19 protein-coding genes are annotated in these 23,629 nt (G+C 36.1%); 11 read left to right on the top strand and 8 right to left on the bottom strand.

Going from position 1 to position 23,629, the window contains the following annotated elements:
- Nucleotides 1-9: 9 nt before the first annotated feature.
- From ACT5E3_RS03890 to ACT5E3_RS03875, 4 genes are all read left to right on the top strand, one after another.
- Nucleotides 10-1,185 (top strand): beta-ketoacyl-[acyl-carrier-protein] synthase family protein, encoded by a 1,176-nt coding sequence (locus tag ACT5E3_RS03890; protein ID WP_444996998.1) that lies wholly within the window; start codon nt 10-12, stop codon nt 1,183-1,185.
- 52 nt (nt 1,186-1,237) lie between these two features.
- Nucleotides 1,238-2,110 carry an alpha/beta fold hydrolase gene (locus ACT5E3_RS03885; RefSeq protein ID WP_444996997.1) on the top strand — a complete coding sequence of 291 codons (873 nt, stop codon included), beginning with the start codon at nt 1,238-1,240 and terminating at the stop codon, nt 2,108-2,110.
- A gap of 201 nt (nt 2,111-2,311) precedes the next feature.
- Entirely contained in the window at nt 2,312-2,539 is a 228-nt protein-coding gene (locus tag ACT5E3_RS03880; protein ID WP_444996996.1) for a DUF6316 family protein, read from the top strand.
- A 290-nt stretch (nt 2,540-2,829) separates the two neighbouring features.
- Complete coding sequence (locus ACT5E3_RS03875; RefSeq protein ID WP_444996995.1) at nt 2,830-4,068, top strand: MDR family MFS transporter; 1,239 nt, start codon at nt 2,830-2,832, stop codon at nt 4,066-4,068.
- A 29-nt stretch (nt 4,069-4,097) separates the two neighbouring features.
- Here the strand turns inward: ACT5E3_RS03875 and sfsA are convergent, their stop codons facing one another.
- Together sfsA and ACT5E3_RS03865 are read right to left on the bottom strand one after the other, a co-directional pair.
- A complete protein-coding gene (gene sfsA / locus ACT5E3_RS03870; RefSeq protein ID WP_444996994.1) occupies nt 4,098-4,808 on the bottom strand; it encodes a DNA/RNA nuclease SfsA in 711 nt (236 codons plus the stop codon).
- Nucleotides 4,809-4,929: 121 nt separating this feature from the next.
- The gene (locus tag ACT5E3_RS03865) at nt 4,930-6,264 is read right to left on the bottom strand and encodes a response regulator (RefSeq protein ID WP_444996993.1); all 1,335 of its coding nucleotides are present in this window, start codon (nt 6,262-6,264) and stop codon (nt 4,930-4,932) included.
- 285 nt (nt 6,265-6,549) lie between these two features.
- Here ACT5E3_RS03865 and ACT5E3_RS03860 point away from each other — a divergent pair, with 285 nt between their 5' ends.
- The gene (locus ACT5E3_RS03860; RefSeq protein ID WP_444996992.1) at nt 6,550-6,951 is read left to right on the top strand and encodes a hypothetical protein; all 402 of its coding nucleotides are present in this window, start codon (nt 6,550-6,552) and stop codon (nt 6,949-6,951) included.
- Between the two features lie 4 nt (nt 6,952-6,955).
- Here ACT5E3_RS03860 and ACT5E3_RS03855 read toward each other — a convergent pair whose 3' ends face one another.
- Entirely contained in the window at nt 6,956-8,197 is a 1,242-nt protein-coding gene (locus ACT5E3_RS03855) for a response regulator (RefSeq protein ID WP_444996991.1), read from the bottom strand.
- 309 nt (nt 8,198-8,506) lie between these two features.
- On the opposite strand from ACT5E3_RS03855, the gene metK reads away from it, so the two are divergent.
- From metK to ACT5E3_RS03840, 3 genes are all read left to right on the top strand, one after another.
- Complete coding sequence (metK, locus tag ACT5E3_RS03850; RefSeq protein WP_444996990.1) at nt 8,507-9,667, top strand: methionine adenosyltransferase; 1,161 nt, start codon at nt 8,507-8,509, stop codon at nt 9,665-9,667.
- 159 nt (nt 9,668-9,826) lie between these two features.
- The gene (gene ahcY, locus ACT5E3_RS03845) at nt 9,827-11,227 is read left to right on the top strand and encodes an adenosylhomocysteinase (protein ID WP_444996989.1); all 1,401 of its coding nucleotides are present in this window, start codon (nt 9,827-9,829) and stop codon (nt 11,225-11,227) included.
- Between the two features lie 50 nt (nt 11,228-11,277).
- Nucleotides 11,278-12,015, top strand: coding sequence for a 16S rRNA (uracil(1498)-N(3))-methyltransferase (locus ACT5E3_RS03840; RefSeq protein ID WP_444996988.1), 738 nt, complete (start codon nt 11,278-11,280; stop codon nt 12,013-12,015).
- A 202-nt stretch (nt 12,016-12,217) separates the two neighbouring features.
- Here the strand turns inward: ACT5E3_RS03840 and ACT5E3_RS03835 are convergent, their stop codons facing one another.
- Nucleotides 12,218-13,210 (bottom strand): cytochrome-c peroxidase, encoded by a 993-nt coding sequence (locus tag ACT5E3_RS03835; RefSeq protein WP_444996987.1) that lies wholly within the window; start codon nt 13,208-13,210, stop codon nt 12,218-12,220.
- 316 nt (nt 13,211-13,526) lie between these two features.
- On the opposite strand from ACT5E3_RS03835, the gene ACT5E3_RS03830 reads away from it, so the two are divergent.
- The 3 genes from ACT5E3_RS03830 (at nt 13,527) to maoP (ending at nt 17,248) form a co-directional block, all read left to right on the top strand.
- On the top strand, nt 13,527-14,336 hold the full coding sequence (locus ACT5E3_RS03830; RefSeq protein WP_444996986.1) for an MOSC domain-containing protein: 810 nt from the start codon (nt 13,527-13,529) through the stop codon (nt 14,334-14,336).
- 146 nt (nt 14,337-14,482) lie between these two features.
- Nucleotides 14,483-15,496 (top strand): nucleoid-associated protein, encoded by a 1,014-nt coding sequence (locus ACT5E3_RS03825; RefSeq protein ID WP_444996985.1) that lies wholly within the window; start codon nt 14,483-14,485, stop codon nt 15,494-15,496.
- A gap of 183 nt (nt 15,497-15,679) precedes the next feature.
- Nucleotides 15,680-17,248 carry a DUF413 domain-containing protein gene (gene maoP / locus ACT5E3_RS03820; RefSeq protein WP_444996984.1) on the top strand — a complete coding sequence of 523 codons (1,569 nt, stop codon included), beginning with the start codon at nt 15,680-15,682 and terminating at the stop codon, nt 17,246-17,248.
- A gap of 363 nt (nt 17,249-17,611) precedes the next feature.
- Here the strand turns inward: maoP and ACT5E3_RS03815 are convergent, their stop codons facing one another.
- The 4 genes from ACT5E3_RS03815 to ACT5E3_RS03800 all read right to left on the bottom strand — a co-directional run bounded on the left by ACT5E3_RS03815 (nt 17,612) and on the right by ACT5E3_RS03800 (nt 23,596).
- Complete coding sequence (locus ACT5E3_RS03815; RefSeq protein WP_444996983.1) at nt 17,612-18,268, bottom strand: SAM-dependent methyltransferase; 657 nt, start codon at nt 18,266-18,268, stop codon at nt 17,612-17,614.
- 22 nt (nt 18,269-18,290) lie between these two features.
- Nucleotides 18,291-19,703: a pyridoxal phosphate-dependent decarboxylase family protein gene (locus ACT5E3_RS03810; protein ID WP_444996982.1), complete on the bottom strand. Its 1,413-nt coding sequence runs from the start codon at nt 19,701-19,703 to the stop codon at nt 18,291-18,293.
- A gap of 161 nt (nt 19,704-19,864) precedes the next feature.
- Nucleotides 19,865-22,885, bottom strand: coding sequence for a TonB-dependent receptor (locus ACT5E3_RS03805; protein ID WP_444996981.1), 3,021 nt, complete (start codon nt 22,883-22,885; stop codon nt 19,865-19,867).
- Nucleotides 22,886-23,275: 390 nt separating this feature from the next.
- Nucleotides 23,276-23,596: a LysR family transcriptional regulator gene (locus tag ACT5E3_RS03800; protein WP_444996980.1), complete on the bottom strand. Its 321-nt coding sequence runs from the start codon at nt 23,594-23,596 to the stop codon at nt 23,276-23,278.
- Nucleotides 23,597-23,629 lie beyond the last annotated feature (33 nt).

The raw sequence follows: 23,629 nt of genomic DNA, 5'->3' as shown, positions 1-23,629 counted from the left end.
TTGATAAAAATGAAAAATGTTTTAATAACGGGTATCAGTTCGATAAGTAGTTACGGTCATCATATTGACGACACATGGCCATTATTACAACAACAAGAAAGTCTACCAGATATATTCTTATACAATGGCCCCGATGACAAACTTAATAAACAAGCTTACAAATTAAAAAACTTAGATAAGTTACCTGTTATAGAGCCGTCATTTGGTGAGCTATCTAATTACGCATTATATGGTGTTAAAGATTTATTTGCAGATGCAGGTATTGTTAGTAAAGACTACACAAAAGCAGGTACAGTTATTGGCACGGCTATGGGTAATATTTTAACCATTGAAGATGCCAATAGAGATTCACGAATAATCCAAAGCCAACAGCATTTTCATTTTGACGCAGGTTTAGACATAGCCAATTATTATGGCCTAACTGGACCTAACATTTGTGTTAGCAACGCTTGTGCCGCCGGTTTATTTGCTATATGTGAAGCAATAAAGATGATTCAATCTGGCGAACAAGAAATCATGCTCGTTGGAGGCATTGAAATTGGTGGACGAGTAGTTCGCGGAGCCTTCAACCGAATGGGCGCACTTGATGAAAAGTGCTGTAGGCCCTTTGATAAAGAACGTGGTGGAACAGTGTTTGGTCAAGGATTAAGTTTTTTATTATTAGAAAGCGATTCTCATTTTAAACAAAGAGGAGGTGTCAAAAAATATGGAAAAATACTGGGGCATGGTTTAAGTTGCGATGCTTTTCATGTTACTCGTCCGAGAATAAAGGGAGAACTGATTGAAAAAGCGGTTTGCGACGCTTTAAGAAATAGTCAACTATCTCCATCTCAAATAGATGCCATACTCCCCCATGCAACCGGCACACCACTCAACGATATGGTTGAGGGCGCAATGTTAAAACGTGTTTTTGGTAATCATTTAGAAAAAATAAAATTATGTGCAACAAAATCTCACACCGGTCATATTGGAGGAGGTTCTCCTGCTTTTGCCTCAGTTATTGCGGCAAAAATATTAGAAACACAAATGATTCCTACAACCGCTAACTATCAGTCCATTGATCCAAGGTGTGATTTCTCAAACAACATTTCAACCAATCAGTTTATAGCAGGAGAGATAAATAATATTTTGGTTTGTGCCTATGGCTTTGGAGGCAATAACAGTGCAGTGGTGTTCTCAACATAAATAATCAGAAACTTATTTTATAAAAACAAACTAGATATAAATAAATAGAAAGATGAATGAATATAAAATAGATATACATGGTGTTAAATGTAGTATTGTCGATTCAGGTAAGAAAAAAAGTGATCAAACAATTTTAGCCATTCATGGTAGGCTGGACAATGCCGCTACATTTTTTACTTTATGGCCACTAATGCCTGACTATCGTTTTATTGCTATTGACTTACCAGGTCATGGTAAATCAGAACATTTAGGCGCAGGTGGCTATTTCAATTATCTTGATATTATTGACACCATTTATGTTGCCATACAAAAATTAAACTTAAGTCATGTTATTTTACTAGGTCATTCAATGGGTGGTGCCTATTGCGCACTCTTTGCGAGTATTTTCCCTGAATTGGTCTCTCATGTGATAAGCATTGAAGCTTTAGGCCCATTAGTATATTCACCGGAAAAAATGCTTAACAATATCAAGATGAGTATTGTTGAAAGAAATAAAGTTAAACGTAAAAATACATTTATGAATTTGGAACATGCGATTAGCACTAGAGCCAAAGCGAGTCATTTACCTAACCACTTAATGAAAAATATTGTTAAAAGAGGGACTTTATCTAACGAGCAACAACAAATCGTTTGGTCTACAGATAAAAGAGTAAAACTACCAATGCTGTACGATTTAAACGAACAACAAGTTATGCAGTTTTTAGCAGAGATTAGTTGTCCACTTTTATATATTGAAGGCGATAAAGGGATGTTCAGTAATGACCAAATGATTACTCGAAATCAAATGAATAAACGTATGCATACAATATCTGATGTTACAAAAATAATAATACAAGGGGGTCATTATTTGCACTTGGAAAATCCAGATAAAGTCGCACAAGAGTCAGTCAACTGGCTAAAGTTAAACTCGCTATGTTTGAATTAATACTATCTTAATAACTAACCAATAAAGTCACCAAATTATAAAATAGATACAAGTCGATAGTCTTCACTTTTTGAGATTGAACAATGACCCAATAAAAATTGAGACATGGCTCACACGAGTAAGCGTTTTCTCTTAAAGCCAAACGCCAGTTGCTGTTTTATAGTAATAGTCAGACGAGTAACCAAAAGGAGTTGAATACCCATGTATAATATTCGAACCGAAGAACTTCAACCATCCACACTCTATAAACGCTCTGATCGATTCGTTGTTAACGATAGTGGCTTTTTCTACAAAACACGAGAGGGTGATTTGCATGGACCATTTTCGACAGAGTCTAGTGCACTGTTTGATCTCAATATTTTTTTAGAAATCATAGAAATAGAAAAGCAAATACATAATGATTATGGATTACAGCTTGCCTGGGGTTAATAATAAGTTAGACAAATTATAATGTAATTCAATAAGTTAGTCGCAATATAGGAAAGCCAATATTGCGACTAATTTTGATATCCTTCCTAGCTCTGAGCTTATTCACAAACCTAAGCAGCAGCGCATTGAGTAAATCTATTTATATACCCTTTTCACTTTTTCTAGTGAGTTTTAATTCACTTTCATCTTCTTAATAGCTATAAGCTATTTACCCCATATAATATAAAGTATTTACTTTATATATTAAAAGCGCTAACTTGTAACTCAAATAGCAATCAAGTGTAATACCAATGAAGAAGAATAAATTGATAACTCGTATTAAGCATTTCCCTAGTCTTATCTGGCTCTATTTAATAGGGACTTTCTTTACCCGTGGTAGTTATTTCATGGTATGGCCTTTTCTCTCTGTCATTTTGTACCAACAGTTTAATTTAGGTGCAACAGAAATTGGGTTGATCTTAAGTAGCTCAGCGATAGGCTCCTCATTAATAGGTGTTTATGTGGGTAACCTCTCAGATCGATTTGGTAGAAGAACAATTATGCTAGTGGGAGGTAGCTTTGGTCTAGTCGCTTTTTTAGCTATGGCTGTCGCAAACAGTTTATGGATATATGTCGCTGCAATCACCCTCAGTTCTTTGAGTCGAGCTTTATGGGATCCAAGTAGTAAAGCGCTTATAGGTGATTTACTACCAGCTCCCATGGATCGCGAACTAGCACTACAAATTAGCTATTTTATGACAAATGCAGGCGCAGCTATTGGCCCTTTAATTGGCATTTGGCTTGGGCTAACAGCCCAGCAAGAAACTTTCACGATAACGGCCGTTGCTTATTTTCTGCTAACTATAGGCATGTACTGGGGATTTAACAGAAATGTACACTTACTTAAACGGCAAAAGCTTAGTGAAAAAAACTTTAGACAAACTATCGGTGTATTACTTCAAGATCATTTATTTTTAGTTTTAATTCTCGCTAACATACTTGTCATGTTTGTTTATGCTCATTCAGAATCTTCTCTCATTCAATATTTAACACAAGCAGAAGCCGCTGAGTTACTAAAATTAATCACCGCGATGGTTTTCACAAACTCTATGACAATTGTTATTTTTCAATTTCCATTATTGAAAATGATGATAAAAATGTCTATCAATCAACGAATTTATGTCGGTTTATTACTGCTTCTCATTGCTCAAGTCATCTTTATTTATAGCCCGACTGATGGATATTGGATATGGATTTTTGCCATGTTTATTTTAAGTCTGGGAGAAGCCATACTATTTCCAACCATGAACATTCAGATAGACAGGTTAGCACCAGCCCACTTAAGAGGAAGCTACTTTGGCGCCACTTCATTTTACTCTTTAGGGTTTGCCAGCGCTCCAGTTATTGGCGGTATAATGATTGATCAATATAGTGGAGCCGCTCTTTACCAATTAACCAGCTTTCTAACAGTTGTAGTGATTGGCCTCTATTTAATGTCTAATAAACTCAAGCGCCCTGACTTTATCGCTGAAGCCTGTGTAGCGAAATAAATAAGAAAGCACAAAATAAAACGCTGAAATTAAAATGGTTGAAAAGGTAGCTTTTTATGTAATTGAATATCGACTGAAGATATCTTGGTATTATAAACCATCACTTCAACCCCACAATTAATCGCTTTTTTTAACAAACCTGAGTAATCGGGATCAATATGCTCGGCAACAGAAACTTGCTTAATTCCAGTATGCTGAACGAGAAAAAATAACACGGCTCTTCCTCCTTGCTCAACACAGCTCATCAATTCTCTTAAATGTTTCTGACCACGTGTTGTCACGGCATCCGGAAAAACCCCCCTCCCCTTGTCCTCCTTAAGCGTCACACTTTTCACTTCAATAAATGTGTGACGATCATTTTGATCTTTCAGCCATATATCGATTCGGCTATTTTCCTCACCATATTTGACTTCTTTTTTTATTTCACTGTAACCACTTAAACTAGTAATTTTTCCATGGGTAATTGCTTCGTAAACTATTTCATTAGCAAAATGAGTGTTAACTCCTATCAATTCACCAGCTAAGTTTTCTGATAATACCCAAGTATACTGGTATTTACGTTTTACATTTTCACTATCCAACACCCAAGCTTTCCAGCCTTGTTGCCAGCAATTTTTCATAGAGCCCGTATTGGGACAATGAACAGTCATTTCTCCCACTTTAGGGTGAATAACATCGGCAAGAAACCGTTTATATCGTTTAATTAATACGACTGGTTCAAGAGGTTTTGAGAATTTCATCAGAGAAAAGTTTGAAAATTAAGTATAGAGTAGGGGTTAAGGATATCAAAATCAGCACAATTTGTATCTAACATAGAGACTTTCCTTGTCTCTATAACAATCCGATTAGAAAAAGAGCTAGCTAACGACTAAAAAAGATTTCCGTAGTTTGCAGCCCATCGATACCAGTCTCTAAAGATTGATTAGCCAACAAACGATTTAAATTCAACACTTCACCTTTTAATGGGACACACTCATCAGTTTCAGTCCGCTGAGAGTTAACCGTCATTAACATCGTTGGAGATAGTTTATCAACATACCAAAGTGTACCATTTGCTTCTTTCAAAATAGTGCCGCTTGGTGAATTAACGAAGGCATCTCCCTCGCAGGTTTCAGTTAAGTAGTAACGCTTTTCTAATGGCCATCCTAATTCACCTTGAGAATTAACCACAAACTTGTAGCCTGCATCAGTCTTACCTGTGAACAACCCTTTTTCTAAGTCCATAGGAAGTAAATCTGAAATAACTGTCCCATTTTCATCTAGCAGGGCCACATTATTAAAACCCATAGCACCATTTGATTGCTGGCTACTGATTTTAGGTGCGCTTTCAAGCGAAGAAAAACGGTCATTAAGTAACAAGAATTGATCTTCTATATTTTCACGCCAAGCATAACTTTCTTTTTGGAACTCCAACAAAATCGTATTTTGCTGATTGACTTGCCATAACTGCCAAAAAATACCAAATAATAGAAACAAACTAATTGCCCCAACTCCAATTGATACTTTTTTATAAAAGCTCTTAGACAGTTCTTCACGAGCTTCAACAAACTCATCATGTGATTCCATTCTATGAACCATTGCATGCTCAAAGTGTTCTAAAGTCTGATGAAACTCTCGGGTTAATTTGCGGGTTTGTAAATTAGTATATCGTTGAAATTCTTCTATATGCTGAGATTTTTGGCGGTTTAAATAAGGCTCTGCTTTTTGTTGCCAAAATGACTGCCAACCGGGCTTTTCTTGGACATACTCTACTTTTTTGACAGGAACTTCTACAACCTTTTCTGTTTTTTCAACGGCTTCTTGTACAGAAGGCTCTTTCTGTTCAAACTCAACCAATCCTAATTTTTCTAAAGCTTTAAAAAGATAATCTTTTTCTAAACCTTTGGGTAAAACGTCCACAGCCCCCAAGGCTCTTGCTTGGCCAACATATACATCACCTTGTTTAGCGGTATACATCATGACAGGAACAGTTGCAGTCAAAGGGTTACTTTTAATGACTTTAATGGTTTCTAATCCATCCATACCAGGCATTGTATGATCAAGAAAAATAATATCAGGCTGGTTATGTTGTAGATACTCCAGAGCTTCTTCTGCTGAGTAAACAGCAAAACTCTTTATACCAATAGTTTCCAACATATTGGCCATCACTTTACAAGCCAATCGAGAATCGTCGACGATTAGCGCATTCTTCTTCATTAGGATATCCTTATATAATTATGATTATTATAGTCAAAAAGGCCATTAAAAATTAAACTCATCTTAAGTAGCTCATTGTATCTAATAATGAATCAGAAGTTGGGGCTCACTTCACATAAAAAAGCAGGTAATATTGCCATTAAAGTAATAAATGAGCCCCATTTCTAATCCCGACTTACATCATATTACTTTTAAATATATGCTATTTTCAAAAGTGTTGTTATTCACTGGTATAATTTTTGGGATTAAAGGGGGGGTTATCTAAAAGCCTCGGGAGAAATAAGTATGCGCAATTATCGCTTAATTTACTCAGATTTTTCCAGCAAGTTATCTGACTATCACTACTTACTAAGAAGTTTATGGATTGGACTATTTGGCGCGGTATTAATCATTTTTAATGCCTATGAATCAGGTTCAGGTTTTAGTCAACCTTTATCATTTGAAGGTTATATTATCTACGGCACAATCACCCTCTTCTTCTTTTTTAATTATCTATCATTAAGAAGCAGCAAAATGCAAAAAATACTCGCCTGTCTAAGTATCGTGAGCTTAATTTATAATTGCAGGTTAGCATTCATCGCTTTTAGAGACTATGAACATGATTTTATTTCAGCATTACTACTAATCGTTTACTCAGCAGTCATGCTTATTATTTTGTTGCCCCAGAAATTTTTAAATAAAAAATAACGTCTTAATCGTAAAGCACTAAATCTTTGCCCGCATTTTGTGCTCGCCTAATAAGCTCACCGCAAGCTTCAAGCATTCGTCGTAAACTCATTTGAGATGAGTGGCTTAAACCAACACTAACGGTTAAATGTTTTTCCCCTGTATCAGTTTCAATTGATAGCTTTTTAATTTGAGCTCGAAATTCATTCATTTGATTCTCACAGTCATCCAAAGACATTCCCCAAACAAATGCCACTAGCTGGCTACTATTTAATCTTGCTGTAATAAACTTTCCAAACTTCTTATCGAGCTGTTTGGCAAATTGAATTAATACAGAATCACCATATTCACTATGTATATTATTAAACTCTTTAAAGTCATCAATTTCAATTACTGCAAGCGAGTACTCAATAGCTTCTTCTTGACAGTATTTTATTTGTCGATTAGTAATATGATAAAAATATTGTCGGTTATAAAGATGAGTTAAATAATCTCTATTAGCTGAGTCTTTAATAATTTCAATTGCTTCTAAAGACTCAATATTATGCATGACTCGGCAATAAAACTCTTCTTGATTAAAGGGCTTACGTAAAAAATCATTCGCTCCATTTTTAATAAACTTAGCTGACAAAGATGCATTACCTTCACCAGACAAGCCAATGATAGTTAAATCTTGTTTATCATATTTACCACGAATTAACTTCACGAGTTCAAACCCATCAATATCTGGCATATTATAATCAGTAATCACTAACTTAATATCGGGTTGCTCAATTAGCATTTTTATTGCCGTTTTAGCTCCGTCACTTTCTACCACTTGAAACTGATATTTTTTTAATAAATTAGCTGATTGTTTGCGCGCAACTAGCGAGTCATCAACCACTAAAACTTTAATTGTGTGATTACGCTGCAATCTCTTAATCAACTTCATGGCATAACCATAAGAATACCGATTTTCTTTAACCACATAATCAACTATTCCTTTTTGAAATAACGAGTCCCGTTTTTTTTCATCGAAAGTAGCGGTCAAAACAAGCGTTGGAACTTTAGATTTAAGAGTTAAATCCACGATTTCACCTTTTGGCGCATCTGGTAAATTTAAATCAACTACGGCAGAAAAATATTGTTGACCATTTTGCTGAATAAGAGCCTCTGCTTGCGCATAAGTTTCGGCAAAGTCAGCCTCAAATTCACTAGCTTCACTTACCAGACGGCGCATAACTTTTAAAACCAATGCACTGTCCTCTACAAATAATAGCCTTTCCATCCTATCAAGCCTTTGAAATATATTCAAAATTCTTTTAAGTATAGATTAAATTATGTGTTATACACTGATTAACAAATGAGTAATCATCTCAATACGCAGGCGTTATAAAAATGAGATATTCCCTGACCTGGAAAAAGTAAAAATTATTTAACCTAAAAAAGGTGTAAAAGTAAGCTTTTAACTGTACAATTGCGCATTATTTAGCGGTGGTTAAATGCATTGAGTCGCATAAAAATACCACTACATAATCTATAGACTAATCGACTACTATGAGCAATTGGATTAGTCGTTATATGAGGTTTTTCACTAATGGCTGAGTATTCCCTGTTTACTTCTGAGTCAGTATCAGAAGGTCACCCCGATAAAATTGCCGATCAAATATCTGATGCGGTATTAGACGAAATTATAAAACAAGACAATAACGCCCGTGTAGCCGTTGAAACGATGGTTAAAACGGGTATGGCAATTGTTGCAGGTGAAGTAACAACTAGCGCCTGGGTTGACTTAGAAGACATTGTACGTTCTACCATTTGTGATATTGGTTATACGAGTTCAGAGATGGGGTTTGATGGTCAAACTTGCGCAGTAATCAATGCAATTGGTAAACAATCACCCGATATTAACCAAGGTGTTGATAGAACCAGTAGAGAAGAACAAGGTGCTGGAGATCAAGGGTTAATGTTTGGTTATGCAACGAATGAAACAGATGTTCTTATGCCAGCGGCAATTACTTGGTCTCACCAATTAGTAGAGCGCCAAGCGCAAGTTCGCAAGAATGGTACTTTATCTTGGTTAAGACCCGATGCAAAAAGCCAAGTGACTCTCCGTTATGAAAATGGCAAGCCAGTAGCGATTGACGCAGTTGTACTTTCAACCCAGCATAACCCTGATGTTAGTCAAAATGATATTCAAGAAGCCGTACGTGAATTAATCATCAAACCAATACTTCCAGCAGAACTTATTCATGCAGATACCCGATTCCATATCAACCCAACAGGTAATTTTGTAATTGGTGGGCCAGTTGGCGATTGCGGCTTAACAGGAAGAAAAATTATTGTTGATACTTATGGTGGCTCAGCACACCATGGTGGTGGTGCTTTCTCAGGTAAAGATCCATCAAAAGTTGATCGTTCTGCCGCTTATGCAGGTCGTTATGTTGCGAAAAATATTGTTGCTGCGGGCTTGGCGGATCGTTGTGAAATTCAGGTTTCTTATGCAATTGGGGTTGCCGAACCAACCAGTATTAGCCTTAATACCTTTGGCACAGCCAAAATTGGGGAAGCACAATTAGCCGACTTAGTTAAAAAACACTTCGATCTTACCCCCTATGGCATCATACAAATGCTTGATCTGATCCGCCCTATTTATCGTAAAACTGCAGCATATGGACATTTTGGTAGAGAAGATGCAGATTTCTCTTGGGAAAAAACAGATAAAGCAGACGCTTTAAGAGCCGATGCTAACCTATAATATAAACTTCAGCTTTCAAAAGGCTTATTATAAGTAAGCCTTTAACTAAATCATTGAGGGGCGCTGCAGCAAATTAGCTAATCATCATGCTATTTTGTCACGCTCGATGAGATTAGTATAAACCAAATTAAGGGCGCTCTAATTAACTGGAGAGAATCAATGTCTAGTAATAATGACTTTTACGTCAAAGATCTATCTTTAGCTGATTGGGGACGAAAAGAGATCGCCATCGCTGAAACTGAAATGCCAGGTTTAATGGCTATGCGTCGAGAATTCGGAGATAAAAAACCTTTAAAAGGTGCCCGTATTGCTGGCTCACTACATATGACCATTCAAACAGCAGTTCTCATCGAAACCTTGATAGAGTTGGGAGCTCAAGTCCGATGGGCTTCGTGTAATATCTACTCTACTCAAGATCATGCCGCTGCCGCAATAGCAGCAAAAGGTATCCCGGTATTTGCTTACAAGGGCGAAACCTTGGAAGAATACTGGCAATTCACGCATAACATTCTTGATTGGGGAAATGGCGAAACAGCAAACATGATTCTAGATGATGGTGGAGATGCCACCTTAGCTGTTATTTTAGGCGAAAAAGCAGCCAAAGATGCAAGTGTTCTAGAAAATCCAACCAGTGAAGAGGAAACTTTTCTCTATGCATCAATCAAAGCTCAATTAAGCAAAGATCCTGAGCTTTATAGCAGACTTTCAACCAATATACAGGGTGTAACTGAAGAAACGACTACAGGTGTTATGCGGCTGAATCAAATGGCTGCAGAGGGTGCGCTTCCTTTTCCAGCAATCAATGTTAATGACTCAGTGACTAAATCTAAATTTGATAACTTATACGGTTGTCGTGAATCACTACTCGATGGAATCAAACGTGCGACTGACGTTATGATTGCCGGAAAAATAGCTGTGGTATGCGGATACGGAGATGTTGGTAAAGGTTGCGCCCAATCATTGCGTGGCCAAGGTGCGACAGTCTATATCACAGAAATTGACCCCATCTGTGCCCTGCAAGCAGCAATGGAAGGCTTTAGGGTGGTCACTGTTGAAGACATTGTTGACCAGGCAGATATTTTTGTGACAACTACCGGTAATTTCGACATCATCCGACATGAGCATATGATTGCGATGAAAGACCAAGCAATTGTTTGCAACATTGGACACTTCGACAATGAAATTCAAGTTGCTTCTTTGAAAGAATATGAATGGGAAAATATTAAACCACAAGTAGATCACATTATCTTTCCTGATGGCAAGCGTATCATCATGCTTGCCGAAGGGCGACTGGTTAACCTCGGTTGTGCCACAGGCCACCCAAGCTTTGTTATGTCTAACTCTTTTACCAACCAAACTCTGGCACAAATAGAACTTTGGTCAAATGGTGATGAGTATAAAAATGAAGTTTATATTCTTCCTAAGCATTTAGATGAAAAAGTTGCCCGTCTACATTTAGAAAAAATTGGCGCCAAATTAACAGTATTAACTCAAGAACAAGCTGATTATATCAATGTTAAAGTAGAAGGCCCTTATAAGCCTGAGCATTATCGTTACTAATCAAGGCTATCAAGACGAGGTAAGTACTTACCTCGTCTTCAGTTATTAATATGCGATACCATCGATTCTACACACCTGATCAACTTACTCTCCACCAAACCTATTTGCTACCTAAAGAAGCAAGTCATCATTGTGTACAGGTATTACGGTATAAAGTAGGTGCAAGACTCAATTTATTTAATGGAGATGGCTTCGACTACATAGCCTCTATTAAGACAATTGAAAATAAGCAATGCATTGTAGAAATAGAACAACAGGTCGCGCTAGCGAATGAGTCACCACTAAAATTACACCTATATCAAGCATTAGCACGTGGCGAAAAAATGGACTTAATCATTCAAAAATCTGTTGAGCTTGGAGTCAAAGAAATTACGCCCGTTTTCACAGAAAGATGCAACGTTAAACTCGATGGTAAAAGGTTACTCAAAAAACAACAGCATTGGCAGAACATTGCGATTAGCGCATGCGAACAATCAGGACGAGGCGAAATACCTAAAGTCAATCAAGCCATTCACCTAAAGCAGCTGAGCCCAACAGAAAACACAAAGCTGATATATCTTGAACCAACAGCGACTCAATCATTAAACAGTATTGGCAGTCAACAAACCAAATATCATGAAATTGGCTTACTCATAGGCCCAGAAGGCGGTTTCTCAAACTCCGATATTCAACATGTTAATACACTTAACTCACAAGCCATTAGGCTAGGGCCAAGAATTTTAAGAACAGAAACAGCCGGACTAACTTGTATTGCTATTTTACAAGCCCAATTGGGTGACTTGTGTTAGCCAAAATTATCGTTTCCTTATTACTCAAAAAATCAGTATTTTGACAAAGTTTACAGCTAAGTAAAAAGGCCAGATGTAACTCATCTTACTTTATAATAACCAATAGGTTAGGCATACTCCCAGCAACAATAGCTCCAACAAAGGCCATCTACTTTCAGCCAGCAACCATAATCTGAGGTTGCCAGCTAAGAATATTCAATAGCTAATTAAATGGTTGTGGGCGGGGCGTCTTATTCGTTGAAGGTGGTAATATCGGCATTGAAAATAAAGGTTGCTCGCCAGTCAATGTTTTCAAAAAAGCGACGATTTTACTATTCTCATCACCAGTAAACTTTCTTCCAAGCTGTATTTCTCCCATAATATCAACCGCTTGCTCAAGCGTATCGACATTACCGTCGTGAAAATAAGGATAAGTCAATTCAACATTACGCAAAGTAGGCACCTTAAAAACATACTTATCCACTTGCTTGCCCGTTACTGCACTTCTTCCGACAGCTGGATTATCAGTTATATAGGGCTTTATTAGCCCCATTTTTTGAAAAGAACTTCCTCCAACGGCGGGACCATTATGACAAGTCACACAGCCACTCTCTTTAAACAACTGATATCCTTGCAGTTCTTTTTTAGATAACGCAGACTGGTTGCCTAACAACCACTGGTCAAAACGTGAGTTGGGAGTTACTAAAGTTTTTTCAAACTCAGCTATAGCCTGAGTAACTTGATTAATTTCAATTGTTCTCTCGTTAAATACTTTCTTAAAAGCGCTCACATATTCAGGAATAGAAGATAACACGTCAACGGCCAGTTCATGTGTGAATCCCATCTCTTTAGGGTTAGCGATCGGCCCACCCGCCTGCTCTTTTAGATCTACCGCACGGCCATCCCAAAATTGAGCTACATTCATACTAGAGTTAAGCACTGTCGGAGAATTAATAGGGCCTTGCTGCCAATTATGCCCTATAGATGTTTTTAAATTATCTGTTCCCCCCATGCTTAAGTTATGACAGGAATTACATGAAATAAACCCTGATTTTGAGAGTCTAGGATCAAAATAAAGTTTTTTGCCTAACTCTACTAAAGGCTTATTTGTCAACTTAGCCGGTTTAACTGGCTGAATAGGTTCACTTGTCGTCATTGCAGTCGCCGAATTAATCAAACCACTGAAAATTAATGCTAAAGATATTTTGGTATTCATTTTTCTCTCCTTTTTGGGATAAATAGTCAGACACCCAAATGATGCAAGCGGAGGATTATATACACTCCATTCTTTCATTAATGTGTGCACATTCCTCTCTACTTAAAGAACATGAGGCATATAAATAAAATAATACGTTCTTTATTACAAAGTGAGATTTAAAATATCTCGCCAAAATTAAAGTAGATATCTATAAAAGTTTTAATCATTTTATTGAACACAATTGACCTTATTGAACAAGCACGCTAATAGCGCTTGCAATCAAATCAATTGCTCTCTAAATTAAGAATCCGTTTTGCGAATCGAGCTTTAACTAATGGTACAAATTTCTCAGCCCTCTCTTAGCAATATTAGTATCTATCCAGTAAAATCTTTGGGTAGGATCCAACTTGATCAAGCAGAAGTCACAGTGCTCGGATTAAAAAACGATCGCACTATGATGCTGGTTGATGAGAAAAAAATGTTTATAACTCAGCGTAAATACCCTCAACTAGCCCTTATTCAAACACAGCAAAGTAACGACGCACTCTTAATCAACGCCCCTAATATGCCAGCATTAAAAGTTAAACCGTCGGACTTTGAAACAACGCCTACTCAAATAACCATTTGGAAAGACCTATGTCATGGCTATCTAGCCAATCAAAGTATTAATCAATGGTTTAGCCAATATTTAGGATTTCCAGTCCAACTGGTTAATTACGCTCACAAACATCCTAGAAAAACCGATCCGATTTATTCCCAAGAAAACGATTATGTCAGTTTTGCCGATGGCTTCCCTTTATTGGTTATTTCACAAGCATCATTGGACGACTTAAACTCACGCCTAGAACAGCCAATATCAATGGCTCGTTTTCGTCCAAATTTAGTGATCGAAAATTGCACAGCTTACGCTGAAGATAGCTGGAAAAGCCTAAAAATAGGTAATGTTACCTTTGAGGCAGTAAAAACTTGTAGCCGTTGTATTTTAACAACAGTTGATCCAGAGACTGGTATAAAAAGCGATAATGGTGAACCACTTAAAACACTAAGCCAATATCGCCGTACCGATAATGGTATCATATTTGGTATGAATCTAATTCCAAGAACAACAGGCTCAATTAAACTCGGTGATCCTGTTTATTTCTGAAAGAATAACCTTAAACAAGCCAGAGATAACCCAGTTATCACTAGCATCATTTTGTCAGATTAAGATACAATCGCCATTTGTAAAATAGCTTAGCTACAAAATTGTGGTTAACACTGATTAGTATTCAAGTCGAGTAAGTACATCAAATGTCAATTAAAAACTGTATTATCCACTCATTAAAGCGCGTAGGTGAAAGCGGAGAAATTAATCTTAAAACTCGTGAGTCTGAAAATACACCTGAAGGCCCTATCGTTTCATTATTTACTCAATTAAAACAAAGCTTTCAACGAAGTGCACAAAGACAATACGGCCTATTTGATCCTGAACAAGGCGATAACCCATTACCTGGCTGGCTAAAGCAATATGAAAATGAATCGATGGGATTCGTAAGTGTTTCAAAAAATATTGCTGAACATTTGAAATCTAAATTAGAAGAAAGTCAAGAAGGTTTCAGCGCACATATTTTAATTGCGGTTGAAGAGTTATTAGAAGAGTCTCATTTGTATATTTTTTGGATAAACCACACAGAAGCCCAAACGATTGATCCTGAATTGGATATTGATTATGTTAATTATATTGATGCCAGTAAATTAAGCTTTGTAATTAAATTAGATTTTAATCAGTGGAAGGTAGAGAATTGGCAACAATACCTATCAGTTATTTCGAGCCGCGGAAACAAAGAACTAGCCCAAGCTTTTTTGCAATTTTGTGGTTTCATTTCAAGTGTCAACTTACAACAACAAACAGATGAATTCTTATCAATTGTTGATGAATATGCTCAAACCTTAACCCCAGAAGAAAGTAAACAGTATAAAAATAAAATTGTTGATTACTGTGTTGAACAAGACATGCAAGGTAACCCGGTTAACATAAAAGAGCTTTCTGAAGAATTAAATTCAAAAGAACCCGAGCACTTTGTTGAATTTGTCAATAATAAGCAAGAAGAGCCTAAAGAAGAAATCTATGCACATCGTAGCAGCTTAAAAAAATTCGTCCGTTTTTATGGTAGAGAAAAAGATCTCAGCATAAGCTTTTCATCTGATATGATGGGAGAAAATATCATTTTTAACCAAGAAAGTGGGGAGTTAACATTAAAGTCAATACCAAAATCACTACAACAGCAATTAGCCAAATATTTAAAACAAGCTAAAACAGAATAAATGTTTAAGTCGTCAATAATTTGAACTTAGCATACTCCTTCAGTTTAAATATTTTGTAACAGTGAATAACCCCTATGGCTTTGTCGTTGTATTAATATTATGAGTTTATATTGATATACTTCTCCTAACTAAAAGTCAATACAACTCAATATTTTTAAAATCTAAAGAAGATCGGTGTTAAAAATGAAAAAACAACTTCTTTGCTCTGCTTTCATAATCACCTTAAGTTCATGCACTTATCTCAAGTACGCATCTATTCAGTCGGAATACAACCGAATTCATAATGCCACTCCAGGGCAAATGAATTTAAAGCATATGATAGATAAAAAAACGTTTTATGTGCTTGGAAAAATCATTAACCAATCATGCCAATGTGCTCAATACCCAATGGCAATAGCAGCATATTCAAATAAGTTTAAACCAAATGAAAGAGTTGACACCATGTATTTTGCTAATTCAGATACACATTATGGTCTCAACTTGCCGGAAGGGAGCTATCAATTATTAGTCTTCGCAGATAAAAATAAAAATAATCTTTTCGAACCCAATGAAGTAGTTGGAAATAAAAAAATTACTCTCAATAATCAATATGCACCAGAAAATGTGTTAGCACACATTGATATAAAACTGAATCAAATAACACAGCCCAGCTGGGTTCAAGCAATAAAACCTCCTGTCGCTAGAGAGTTGCACAAATCACTTTTTTTCCCAGGGGGAACAATTCGTCATTTAAGCGATCCTATTTTTGACAAAAGCACTGTGACTTTAGGTATGTATGATCCAGCCGCTTTTCTAGAGAAAGTTCCAACAATGTTCTACGCACTAGAGGAAGAACTATCCTATAAAATTCCTGTAATCTTTGTTCATGGTATTGCAGGAAGTCCTAGAGAATTCGAACCAATTATCCAGAATTTAGATCGAAACCGTTATAAACCCTGGTTTTTTTATTATCCTTCCGGTGGCGATCTTAATCAGTTAGCCACTTTGTTTTATCAAATTTTTTTATCCGGAAAAGTCATTCCACAGAATGATACGCCAATGATTATCATCGCTCATAGTATGGGGGGACTTGTTGTCAGAGAGGCACTTAATCAATATGAACAACATCCAGATGAAAATAAAGTTGAACTACTAATTACTATGGCCAGTCCTTTTGGAGGACATGCAGCAGCGGCAACGGGTGAAAAGCACGGGCTAATAGTATTACCTGCATGGCGTGATTTGAATCCAAACAATCAATTCATCAATAATTTATTTAGGAAACCACTAGCAAACACAATTAATCATCAACTAATTTATGCCTACCAAAATGATAGCACATTAAAATTTGGAGACAACAGTGACGGCGTTGTTGATTTATTAAGTCAACTCAATATTAAAGCCCAACAACAATCAAATAAACAGTTTGGTTTTAATAGTACACATACAGGGATATTGAAAGATCAAGAGGTTATTCAGTATATTCATAAACAAATCAGTCAGGTTAAAAGTATATTTCCAGAATCCCACTTAAAACTTCTTTTTCAAGGTGGTTATAATATTCCCCTAAATAATGAATATCCTCCAATAGTTCGCTATTTTATTCAATCAGTAGGAAAATATTTAGCAGGACTAAGTCTCGGAAAAATTCCTCCGACTCACCCCAAACAAGAACAATTTATTCAAGTAACCAAAGGTAAAATTGAAGCGACTACAGACTTAGAAAAAGCCTGGATAAAGTTTATGAAAGAATATCCAGAACTGATTAAATAGTGAGTTCTCATCTATTTTTAAAATATTACTTTCAATAACCACAAATAGAAAATTAACAGAAAAACCATTTTATTTAAGTCAACACTATCTTAGTCAACTTGAATTCATATTACTTCACACATAAATCAGGCAACTATTCATCATGGAAATTCAAGTTATTAATACTGCGAAAAAACACTGACAAGAATAGTTTTTTAGCTAACACAATTAATTTTGAGCTAGGGCAGTCTTTCAATTTTAACGACTTACTGGTCAGTTATTTTTTAGGGTTAACATCAAACAGTCTTCAATTTTTGATAATCACTTCGGAATTAAACCAACAATAGCTATTGAACGATTAAAATAAGCATACAACCAGGTATGCTAATTTATTTTCAGCTCATAAATTATCTGTTGACTATTATTATATTTTTTTTCAAACAAAGTAATAGCCTTATCGATACTGACTTGATTAGGCTTAAATTTTCTTCCAGACAATAAAAACCATGCCTGACTAAACTCTTCTAGATACACACGCCAATTACTTCTTAGTATTATTGTTTTAGATAATGAAAGTAAGTAGGGGAAAATAGGGTGTCCATGCCAACGTCTAATTAAATGAATTGATTTAGGCCACGGGTTAGGATATAAAATAAAATGTTTATCAAAAATAATTTCATGCTGAACACAAAGCCGCCAAATATCTTCGCAATTAGCTCTGAGCAACAAACAATTATCTGGCACTCTATTTTCAATACCATTTTTATTTAAACGCACATGAGACTGATCAATCCCAACAACAAAACAGTTGGGATTTTGTTTCGCAAAGGTTATTGAGCTCATAGCTGTACCACAACACGAATCAAGTATTAACTCTTTTCCAGTATGCTCATTCACTTTACTCTGCAAAACCAGAAATGCATCCAGATTATGTTGTCTATATGGCTTTCGATAGTGATTTTCAATATGTTTAATGACAACATCATTCAATTTTTCATGCAGACCAGATTGGTTGCTTGTTACTATTTTTGAATGATGCATACTAAACTATCTCTCAATAAAGTTATAAAGAATCTGAGTAATTTTTTACTATATCACAGAGACAATCCATAGCCATATTAACATCTTCTTTCTGAGTTTCCCAGTTACTAAAAGCCGCACGAATAATACGTTTACCTTGCCACTTTCCAGGACTTAAAAAAAGTCGACCATCCTGATTAATCATTCGAAGAAAGTTGCTAGTTTTTTCATCTGCATCGGGTTGTGATAAACCGCTGCAATTGGGGCGAAACAGTACTACATTTAACTGACACGGCAGAATAAGCTCATATTCAGATGATTCATTAATTTTTTGAGCAAATCGTTTGGCTAAATTTACGTTGCTTTGTATCCAGCTAGCAATCCCCTGTTTACCATAAACCAATAAGGTCATCCAAACTGGTAAAGCCCTAAAACGACGAGAATTCTCGACCCCTAAAGACATAAAGTCTGGCTTTTCAACATTTGAAGTTAAATAAGGGGCTGGAACATTACAATTATCAAACAATATATTAAGATGGCGAGTTAAGAAAACACCACTTTCATAGGGAACATTTAGCCACTTGTGGCTATCAAGTGTAATAGAATCAGCACTTTCAATTCCCTTACTTTTCGTTTCATTGCCTGTTATTAGTCTTTCAAACATGCCAAAAGCAGCGTCAACATGTAACCATGCATTATGCTTTTTCGACAATAATGAAATTGTAACCAAATCATCAAAATCAGTAGCCGTCACCGTGCCAACACTAGCAATAATAATTTTGCCGGGTGCAGAAGATTGCTCTAGCATTTGTGTTAAATGCTCAACATCCATCGCTTCTGAGTTAGGTAAAGCATCAACAAGTTTAACACTATTTTGCCCTAAACCAGCCATACCAAGGCTTTTTATCATACTGGAATGAGGTGTGGTAGAAAATATATCGACATCTAACCCATAAGCACCTTGCTTAGCAACATTAATATTTTGTTGTAATCCTGCAAACTGCCTAGCACATAAAGCACCGAGAAAATTAGAAGCTGTTGCACCAGTAGTGACAATACCATCAAAGGTATCCGGTAAATCAAATAATTGACATAACCAGCGTAAAGTCTGACGTTCAACTTCGGTAGCAATAGAGTCACCATCACTCGATAAGTTTTGGTCAAAAGTACTGACTAACCAATCTGCAAATGTTGCCACAGGTGTTGCGCCGCCAGTTACAAATCCCCAATAGCGAGGACCTCGACCAGCAGAAAGTTGCGGTACTATATGATCACAAAAAAACTCAAGAGCTTGGTTAAACCCTTTGCCGTTTGAAGAGACAGGTTGTTGCTTCAATTGAGAACCAATTTCAGCAACATTTTTTTCATCTAATTCAGATAAAAAATTTCGTGTAATTTGAGAAAATACTTTTAAATAAGAATCAATTTTTTGCCAATCTGCTTTTAATGGTTCCATTTTGCTTACCTTAACTAATCACAATAATTCTTAGATTAACAAACCTGTCTAAAGTAAAAACATATACAGATAAATGATTATTCAAAGTAACCAGATCAAAATTCAGTAAAAAAGTAAAAGCACCAAGAGAATACTTGGCACTTTTAACAGAGAGAAACTAATTAAAACTGATACCTTATTGAAAACTCAACTCTTCTAGGTGCCTGAAATGCAGTGGGAGATAAAAAGTTAGGATTAATTTCATTATTATCTCTTGCTAAATCTTTTTGCTGATTATATTCAGTAACAGTATCTAAATTAAAAGGGTTGAAAATATCAACTTGCAGCGTAAGATTTTCAATAGCATCGGGCTTGTAACTTGCTCCCATATCAATGGTGTATAACCAATCACTTCGACCATAATCGCCGCGATTAGTTAACTGTGGATTGCCATTTTCATCTTTACAGTAAAAACTTGACCCTGAATAACGCTCAAAATTAGCATAGTCAAACGCAGTATCTCCAGCATGTGTCGTACCTGGCGCACCTAACATGCCATCAAGCGGAATATAGCCAAAACAACTGAGTGGCGACCCAGAAGAAAAACTCACACGTCCGGTAAGAGTAAGCTCTTCAGTTAGTTTGTATGCACCATAGGCTTTAATTTGATGACGTCTATCATTAGGTAAATAACCATCACTACCTTCTTGGAATTTGTAATGATCAAAATCTTGAGTTGCTCCCGCATCTTCTTGACCTAATGTAGAATTAACATAGCCTTCAACATTTCCCTCACTATATGAGAGCAAATATGAAACATTCACAAAAAAGTCATCAGAAAAACTCCTTTCTGCTGAAATTTCTAATCCTTTATAAGTTCTTTCGTACTCGGGCAAATTAAAATAACTGTTTGGTATGGTCACGTGGGTTAAATTACCATCATGTTCCAAATCCATAAATAAACTTAAATCATTTCCTGGATTAACAATTAAACATCCAGACATAGCACTTGGATCAAAGTTTGTATATCCATTATCTTGCGCCCAATTATAAAAACCATCATGCGCACAAAAATCATCCATACCATCACGAACAGTTTTATAAATCACTTTAGCCCCAGCAGTCCACTCTTCATTTAACATTTTCTGATACCCCAAGATTAACTCATCTTGGTGCATAGGATTTAAGTCAGAAACGGCAATCACTCTTGGATCAGGTTCTTGTATATCAATAATTTCACCACCAAACTGAGCACCCAATCCAACTGGAGAACCTGTGGTAGGATCCCAACCATCAACATAATAAAATTTTTGTGTGTAAGCTTCTGTTCTAGTTGCTCGAATATTGGTGTTCGCTGCGATAGGAATAAAATATCGACCTAAACTACCATATAATTTTTCACTGCCGTCACCACTCATATCCCAAGCAAAACCAAGTCTTGGCGCAATCAAACCATCAGCTTCAACAAATACATCTCCGTTAGCAGCATAGTTAGTAAAAGTTTCATTACGTAACCCTGCATAAATCATTACATCATCAGTCAACATCCAGCTATCTTCTATATAAAACGCTGTATTATCAACACTAAAGTTACCGGATTGAGTGGCATAAGTTCTATGACGTACTGTAAGTGTGCCTTCACCAACATTCACCCCATTAACTGTTCCACCATTAGCAGCATTACCTGAAATATAACGATAATAATTTTCTCCAGAATAAGTTACCCCAGGAGAGAAAGAGATAAACTCTTGCTGGTCATAACCAAATCTAACGGTGTGATCACCAACAGTCCAGTCAAAGTCAATTTTATAAGCCGTTCTTTCATCACCGTCTGAACGAAAATTTAAATCAGTAACAGTGCTTTGTGCAGAGTTCCAACAGCCAATCTTAACTCGAGTAGTCCAAGTTAAATCACCACTGGTATCATATGCATAGGGACAATCTCCACCTGGCAATGCTCGGGGAACTCGGTTATTATCTCGGTTAGTTAATTTACCGTACATAAATTTAACACTGAAATCATCAGTGATGTGACCAATATAATTTGCGATAGTAATATCACCGCCATTTTCTTCAGTATAACGTGAACCTTCAACTCCATGTGTACCTGTATAAAACTCGCCCTCATTGTTATCGTAACGAATGATCTCTTCATCACTTTCATTTTGAATATAAGTTAAAGATATTTGATGATCGTCAGTAGCAAACCAATCCAATTTAACTAAAGCGTTTGGAGACGAGATCTCCTGATGGGTACTGGTCGAACGGTTGTACCAGTCATTGGTATAATTTCGTCCTTCTAGGTTAGCAAAAATAAATAATCTATCTTTAATAATTGGCCCACCAACAGAAAAATTATAGGCAATTCGATCATTGTAATCATCGGAGTCATAGACACTAAGCGCCTCACCTTCAGGATCCGCTTTATCAAAAACATCTTTTTTAGCCGCTCTTAAACTATCTGGTGTATAGTAAATAGCCCCGCCAAACTTCCACTCATTAGTACCACTTTTGGTGACGATATTAGTAACACCACCTAGCGATCTGCCAAATTCTGCGCCATAACCCCCAGACTTAACTTGAGTTTGAGAAATCGCATCAAATGGCACATTAGCATAATTCAAAAAGGTTCTAATATTAGTCACATCAAAACCGTCAATGTAATATCCATTCTCAGCAACGGATGCCCCACCAAACGATGGTAAGTTTCCAAAATCATCATCCCCTTGAACAGTTCCTGGTGTTAACATGGCAACATCAACAACATTACGAGCAACAGGTAATAAACTAATCGTCTCATCAGTAAAAACCATTGTTGATTCAGATGAGCTCATATCAATCGAAGAAACTCGTGAGCCAATCACTTGTACAACATTAGCATCTCTTTCTGAGAAATCTACAGCAGAACCGGTTCCTATTTTTACGATAACTTCTTGTGTCGTCCCATCACTGCTAGTGACAATATAACTACCTGGAGGTACATCTTTAAAACTAAAACGTCCATCTTCTCCAACGGTAATTGTTCTTTTAGCTCCAGTAGTTTTACTCTTATAAGTCACTGTTGTGCCAGAAACTGCTTCACCATAAATAGAGCCAGTACTATTACTTGCAGCACTGACAATATTTGGACTAAGTAACATGGCAGAAACAGCGAGAGCTGTTAATGTTTGTTTAAACATGTTTATTGATTTTTTATTATTCATTGATTCTTCCTGGTGTCTTATTATGTTTATTAGTTTGTCATTCAATTTTTTATTAATAAATCCAGTTAGTTTTTATTGAATTTTTATTGAATTTTTATTGAATGCCACCACAAAATATCTTAATTTGTAACAAAATACAAACACACATTTCAAAAAGATCAGCATTATTTTTTTAAAAATGAGATTAGTTTATTGAGTAAGGTAGATTTAAAAAAATAGAAACAAACTAAGCAATGGCAGGCGATACAGGCATGTATCAGTATAAAATAAATTATCAGAAGAATTATTATAACAAACAATAAAAAAGCCAGATTTATTCTAAAACTGGCTTAAAGAAATAAGGTTTTAAAAATTAGCTAGAAAAAATTGAGCACTAACCTATTCAAAATTTTACAACTGTTGTGCAAAAGATGCATACTGTCTTAAAGAAACAGGACGACTGACGTTAGTCGCCTCTTGAGTAAACTCTTTAATTTCGTTCACTGTTTCCATAATCGCTTGCGCTTTTTTTAATACAACTTTACCTTCTTCAGTAATGCCGACTAAACTTTTTCCATTTCTTGAAAAAATCTCAATTCCCAATTCATCTTCAAGTAAACGAAGTTGCTTGCTAACACCTGGTTGAGAAGTGTATAGACGTTGAGATGCAAGCGTAATGTTCAAGTTACTTTCTGCAATGGCTAATATAAATCTAAGCTGTTGAAGTTTCATCGCTAATTTATCTCCTATCTTTTTTACTACAAA

This window comes from Aliikangiella litoralis, from assembly GCF_052495765.1.
Note: the sequence above shows the minus strand (reverse complement) of the source record. Positions and strands in the feature narration are given on the sequence as shown.

What these genes read in the sequence shown, in the direction of transcription:
- ACT5E3_RS03825 (WP_444996985.1), top strand. Translation starts at nt 14,483, where the DNA reads ATGTCAATTAAAAACTGTATTATCCACTCATTAAAGCGCGTAGGTGAA.
- ACT5E3_RS03860 (WP_444996992.1), top strand. Translation starts at nt 6,550, where the DNA reads ATGCGCAATTATCGCTTAATTTACTCAGATTTTTCCAGCAAGTTATCT.
- ACT5E3_RS03865 (WP_444996993.1), bottom strand. Translation starts at nt 6,264, where the DNA reads ATGAAGAAGAATGCGCTAATCGTCGACGATTCTCGATTGGCTTGTAAA.
- ACT5E3_RS03855 (WP_444996991.1), bottom strand. Translation starts at nt 8,197, where the DNA reads ATGGAAAGGCTATTATTTGTAGAGGACAGTGCATTGGTTTTAAAAGTT.
- ACT5E3_RS03805 (WP_444996981.1), bottom strand. Translation starts at nt 22,885, where the DNA reads ATGAATAATAAAAAATCAATAAACATGTTTAAACAAACATTAACAGCT.
- sfsA (WP_444996994.1), bottom strand. Translation starts at nt 4,808, where the DNA reads ATGAAATTCTCAAAACCTCTTGAACCAGTCGTATTAATTAAACGATAT.
- ACT5E3_RS03815 (WP_444996983.1), bottom strand. Translation starts at nt 18,268, where the DNA reads ATGCATCATTCAAAAATAGTAACAAGCAACCAATCTGGTCTGCATGAA.
- ACT5E3_RS03830 (WP_444996986.1), top strand. Translation starts at nt 13,527, where the DNA reads ATGGTACAAATTTCTCAGCCCTCTCTTAGCAATATTAGTATCTATCCA.
- ACT5E3_RS03840 (WP_444996988.1), top strand. Translation starts at nt 11,278, where the DNA reads ATGCGATACCATCGATTCTACACACCTGATCAACTTACTCTCCACCAA.
- ACT5E3_RS03800 (WP_444996980.1), bottom strand. Translation starts at nt 23,596, where the DNA reads ATGAAACTTCAACAGCTTAGATTTATATTAGCCATTGCAGAAAGTAAC.
- ACT5E3_RS03885 (WP_444996997.1), top strand. Translation starts at nt 1,238, where the DNA reads ATGAATGAATATAAAATAGATATACATGGTGTTAAATGTAGTATTGTC.
- ACT5E3_RS03875 (WP_444996995.1), top strand. Translation starts at nt 2,830, where the DNA reads ATGAAGAAGAATAAATTGATAACTCGTATTAAGCATTTCCCTAGTCTT.
- metK (WP_444996990.1), top strand. Translation starts at nt 8,507, where the DNA reads ATGGCTGAGTATTCCCTGTTTACTTCTGAGTCAGTATCAGAAGGTCAC.
- ahcY (WP_444996989.1), top strand. Translation starts at nt 9,827, where the DNA reads ATGTCTAGTAATAATGACTTTTACGTCAAAGATCTATCTTTAGCTGAT.
- ACT5E3_RS03810 (WP_444996982.1), bottom strand. Translation starts at nt 19,703, where the DNA reads ATGGAACCATTAAAAGCAGATTGGCAAAAAATTGATTCTTATTTAAAA.
- maoP (WP_444996984.1), top strand. Translation starts at nt 15,680, where the DNA reads ATGAAAAAACAACTTCTTTGCTCTGCTTTCATAATCACCTTAAGTTCA.
- ACT5E3_RS03890 (WP_444996998.1), top strand. Translation starts at nt 10, where the DNA reads ATGAAAAATGTTTTAATAACGGGTATCAGTTCGATAAGTAGTTACGGT.
- ACT5E3_RS03835 (WP_444996987.1), bottom strand. Translation starts at nt 13,210, where the DNA reads ATGAATACCAAAATATCTTTAGCATTAATTTTCAGTGGTTTGATTAAT.
- ACT5E3_RS03880 (WP_444996996.1), top strand. Translation starts at nt 2,312, where the DNA reads ATGTATAATATTCGAACCGAAGAACTTCAACCATCCACACTCTATAAA.